This is a genomic window from uncultured Campylobacter sp. (genome assembly GCF_938045625.1).
Classification (GTDB): domain Bacteria; phylum Campylobacterota; class Campylobacteria; order Campylobacterales; family Campylobacteraceae; genus Campylobacter_A.
The window spans coordinates 1-3,978 of record NZ_CALIAV010000079.1 but is presented as its reverse complement, the minus strand read 5'-3'; the positions used below and the strand labels follow the sequence as shown (position 1 = coordinate 3,978).

Here is a 3,978-nt window from a genome sequence, read left to right as displayed (position 1 = left end):
AGTAGTCTGCCGCAGACTTAAAATTTCAAATCTCTCTCAAAAGCACTCGCGAGACAAGCCTTTTTATTCAATTTGCTCTCTGCCAGATTATTTTCTTCCCAAACCCCAACGCATTATGCGTAAATTTAACCCAACCCAGGCTCAAACTATAAAGGCTCGGGTTAATCGCCAAAGCGTAAGGGAAACGCGCGAAGTAGATTTTGCTTTGCTGTGCGGTCGCGGGAGCGGCTATAGCGCGAAACTGCACGCCCTCTATCTTGCCCACCACCTTCGTATCAAGTGCGACGGTACCGGCTACGCCAGGCTCAGCCAAAAACGCCTTCACGTGAGCGCTCTGCTCGCCGCCAGCTACGATAAAAGCTAAATTTTCCTCGTCAAAGGCGTAAAAACAGCTCGCGCAGTATGGCCTGCCATCATCTAAAACAGCAAGGCTAAGCAGGTGCATCTTGCGGATAAATTTTAAAATTTTTTCGTCCATTTCGTCCGCCTTAAGCGCTAAAAATTTGAGCCAAATTTGCCGAAACCCAGCTAAAATTTAGCGCTAAAAAGCAAGCTAAAACTAGCCAAAAAGCAAAGATAAAAAGCTCTATTTTGACAAATTTAACTCCCGCTTTTTCGCGTTTAAATAAAGCAACCCCAAGTCCCGCCGCAAAGCCGCCGATAAAGCTAAAATAGTGCACAGCCGCTGGCTTAACAAAGCTTGGGAGTTTGCCCGCGAAAAATAGCGAAAATATCGTAAGCGAGATCAAATTTGCCAGTAAAAAATAAAAAGCGACGACGGGAATTTGCGGGAAAAATCCGTGCAAAACAAAGCTCAAAACGGTCGCGCTAATGAGCAAAAATACGCGCGTGGCAAAACAGCACATTTTCATCCTTTTTTTGCGTGATTTTAGCGCAAGGGGTATTAATAAAAAAGAAATTTAGCCGATATAAAACCAAAAGGACGACAAATCATGAAACTACAAAACTACCAAAGCGCGAGCCTAAACAGCTTTGATTTTAGCTTTAAAACCAGCAGCGGCGATGAAATAAATCTAAAAATGTACGACAACAAAACCGTAGACTACGCCAGCGCCAAAACAGCTGGCGCATCGGCATCTGCGCTCACTCTCACGCACGAGTATGGCTATAGCTTTTCGTATAAAGGCGACGGTCTGGACGCGCGCGATAAAGAAGAGCTCGCAATTGCTCTAGAAAAAATAGCGCCTAGCATAGACAAATTTATGAAAAACGTCAAAGAGGGCGAGGATCCGATATTTTCGCGCGTGACAAATCTCGCAAACTCCCTTCGCAAAGAGCTTCCCGAGATAAAAGACGCAAATCATAAAAACTTTATCGCAGACGGTACGCTAAAGCTTTTTGATAGGCTGATGGAGCAAAATAAAGCAGACGCCAAGCTACTTCAAAACTCCAAAAAGCTCTTTGACGAGCTCATTTCTCAGCTGGATAGCTTTAAATTTTACGTTTAGTTCGCGGTTTAAAATTTTCGCTATAATTCATAAATTTTAAAAATAGGAAAATTTATGAACGCGAATGAAAAAATCACCCAAATGCTAAATCTCCAGCAGAGCCTAAACGACGATACTAACGGCATCGGCTGGGAAAACGGCGTCAACAAAAACGGCAAACTCATCAGCTGGAAACGCTGCATATATATGGAGTGCGCCGAGCTCATAGATAGCTTTGCCTGGAAGCACTGGAAAAGCATAAACGCGCCGACGAATGAAGAAAATCTGCGCGTCGAGGTCGTGGATATCTGGCACTTTTTGATGAGTTTGATGCTCGAGCAGTACAAGCTAAATAACCTCGGCGACATCGCAAAGCTATCAAGCGATATCTGCGCTAGCAGCGGCTTTGAGGCATTTTGCCGCGAGCCGTTTAACGTCGCTGACGAAAACATCTACGAGATCATAAACGACGTCGAAATGCTCATAAACAAGTGCTCGGGCTTTGAGTATTCGCTCTTTGATCTGCTTAAAATTTACTTCACGATGAGCCTAAAATGCGGCGTAAACCTCAGCTCGCTTTATGAGTGCTACGTCGGTAAAAACGTGCTAAACCGCTTCCGCCAAGATCACGGCTACAAAGATGGCACGTATAAAAAGGTCTGGAACGGCAAGGAAGATAACGCCGTGATGAACGAGATCCTGGCTCGCAGGCTAAAAAGCGTGGACGAGATATACGCCGCGCTCGAGGCCGAGTATAAGGCGGTAAAATAAAATTTGACGGCTTTGCGGACTAAATTTGCGCCGCCTTGGTTGTTAAATTTAGCAAATTTAACTCGCCGCCAGGCAGTTTAAGTCGCTAGCGGTTAAATTTGGGCACGGTTTAGCCGTGCTCGTAAAAACTCCGCCGTTTAGCCCGCAAAAATTTACGCCGCTAGTAAGTTTTTGCGCCACCAAAAAGCTGGGTAAATTTGAGTAAATTTAGCTAAATTTGCAGCCGAATTTAAATCGACTAAATTTAGCCGCAAAATATATGTGCGCGCTAAATTTGTGTGCTATTAGAAACATTCGCCGTGCCGCTTTTGCTGGCAAAAAATGCGCGTCAAATTTAAAAAGCCGTCGCGCCCAAACGCCATTTTTGCCGCAAAACGGCGATAAATTTAAACAAAATGGAGATTCATTGTTCGCTGATATTTTACGCCTTTCGATAAAGGACCTTTTCACGCCCAAATTTATCGCGCTCTCTATCTTGCCGCTCGTTTTTTCAGCGCTCATCATCGCAGCGATCGCGATGTTTGGCGGACGCGAGCTATACGAGGCGCTAAACGCGGCCGTATCTGGCGAGGCCAGCGCGCTAGCCGAGTATCCGATGGTGGCTAAAATCCTCAGCCTAGGCATCGCAAAATGGCTCATCGGCGCGATATTTTACGCGGTCGGCGCATATCTGGTCGTGATGCTTTCGGTTTTTTGCGCGCTCGCGGTTGCGGGCTTTCTAACTCCAGTGGTCGCCCGCGAGATAAACCGCAGGCACTACCGTGTAGACGAGGCACAGTTAGCAAACGTCAGCCTAGCTCGCCAAACGGCTCTCATGGGTCAAATTTTGCTCAAATTTTTCCTGATCGCGCTTATTTGTGTGCCGATTTTAGCCGTGCCTGCGCTAAATTTTCTCGCCCTGCACCCGGCGTTTTTTTACCTTTATTATTCGCTACTTTTCATCGACGTCGCGCCAAACGCACTCTCGAGGCACAAATTTGAGCTTTATTTGCTTGATTACGGCGGATATAAATTTAAAGCCGCCGCACTATGTTTTTATCTGCTTTGTTTGGTGCCTATTTTCGGGCTTTTCTTGCAGGTTTTTTTCATTATTTACTTTTCGCATTTTTTCTTTTTACGCGAGACTTCGCGCTTGACGTAAATCATTTCAAATCAGCGAAAAACTAAATAAAATAAGCCCAAATTTTTAAAAAAGGAAAACAAATGAGAACTGAAAATATCGTAGTTTGCAACGTCTGCGGACAAAAAAGTACGGAAAACGAAAACGCCGTATTTATCCGCGCCCACAAAAACGGCGAAGAGGTCGATATCTGCACGGCATGCATCCCTAGCGTCATCCACGGCTCTGGCCTAGTCGTTCGCAGCAACGACGAAGTCAAAGAGGATATGTAATCGATTTTAGCCCGCTTTGGGCTAAAATTTGATTTTTTACTATTTTAACCCGCCCAAATTTACTCCAGCATTTTCAAATTTACCGCTTTAAATAGATTAAAAATAAGCCTACAAATCTAATCAATATTTGCAGTAAACTCAAATTTAAAAAATAAATTTGACGAGACCGGCCGCAAATTTGCCGATAAATTTCAAATTTGACCAAAACCCATCCAAATACGCAAAATCGTGCAGCCGTAAATTTCAAGCTCCTAAATTTAACATAACCGTATCCGAGCCGATCAAAATTCACGCTGAAGCGCAAAATAGTATCATGATAAATTTATCAAAAAGTTACGTTTTGTAAATTTAGTTTCGATACGTAACA

Annotated in this window: 7 protein-coding genes; 4 read left to right on the top strand and 3 right to left on the bottom strand. The window is 44.1% G+C overall.

The genetic code is table 11. The annotated features are described in order from the left end of the window. Positions 1-67: 67 nt before the first annotated feature. Both Q0386_RS07755 and Q0386_RS07750 read right to left on the bottom strand, forming a co-directional pair. Positions 68-478, bottom strand: coding sequence for a pyridoxamine 5'-phosphate oxidase family protein (locus Q0386_RS07755; RefSeq protein ID WP_299029411.1), 411 nt, complete (start codon positions 476-478; stop codon positions 68-70). A 10-nt stretch (positions 479-488) separates the two neighbouring features. Further along, the gene (locus Q0386_RS07750; protein WP_299029409.1) at positions 489-866 is read right to left on the bottom strand and encodes a hypothetical protein; all 378 of its coding nucleotides are present in this window, start codon (positions 864-866) and stop codon (positions 489-491) included. A gap of 87 nt (positions 867-953) precedes the next feature. Here Q0386_RS07750 and Q0386_RS07745 point away from each other — a divergent pair, with 87 nt between their 5' ends. Together Q0386_RS07745 and Q0386_RS07740 are read left to right on the top strand one after the other, a co-directional pair. Further along, positions 954-1,469 carry an ATP/GTP-binding protein gene (locus tag Q0386_RS07745; protein ID WP_299029406.1) on the top strand — a complete coding sequence of 172 codons (516 nt, stop codon included), beginning with the start codon at positions 954-956 and terminating at the stop codon, positions 1,467-1,469. A 54-nt stretch (positions 1,470-1,523) separates the two neighbouring features. After that, complete coding sequence (locus tag Q0386_RS07740; RefSeq protein ID WP_299029403.1) at positions 1,524-2,219, top strand: dUTP diphosphatase; 696 nt, start codon at positions 1,524-1,526, stop codon at positions 2,217-2,219. 57 nt (positions 2,220-2,276) lie between these two features. Here Q0386_RS07740 and Q0386_RS07735 read toward each other — a convergent pair whose 3' ends face one another. After that, positions 2,277-2,399 carry a hypothetical protein gene (locus Q0386_RS07735; RefSeq protein ID WP_299029401.1) on the bottom strand — a complete coding sequence of 41 codons (123 nt, stop codon included), beginning with the start codon at positions 2,397-2,399 and terminating at the stop codon, positions 2,277-2,279. Between the two features lie 226 nt (positions 2,400-2,625). On the opposite strand from Q0386_RS07735, the gene Q0386_RS07730 reads away from it, so the two are divergent. Beyond that, on the top strand, positions 2,626-3,360 hold the full coding sequence (locus Q0386_RS07730) for an EI24 domain-containing protein (RefSeq protein WP_299029398.1): 735 nt from the start codon (positions 2,626-2,628) through the stop codon (positions 3,358-3,360). Between the two features lie 62 nt (positions 3,361-3,422). Beyond that, positions 3,423-3,611: a hypothetical protein gene (locus Q0386_RS07725; protein WP_002952769.1), complete on the top strand. Its 189-nt coding sequence runs from the start codon at positions 3,423-3,425 to the stop codon at positions 3,609-3,611. The last annotated feature ends 367 nt before the right edge of the window (positions 3,612-3,978 follow it).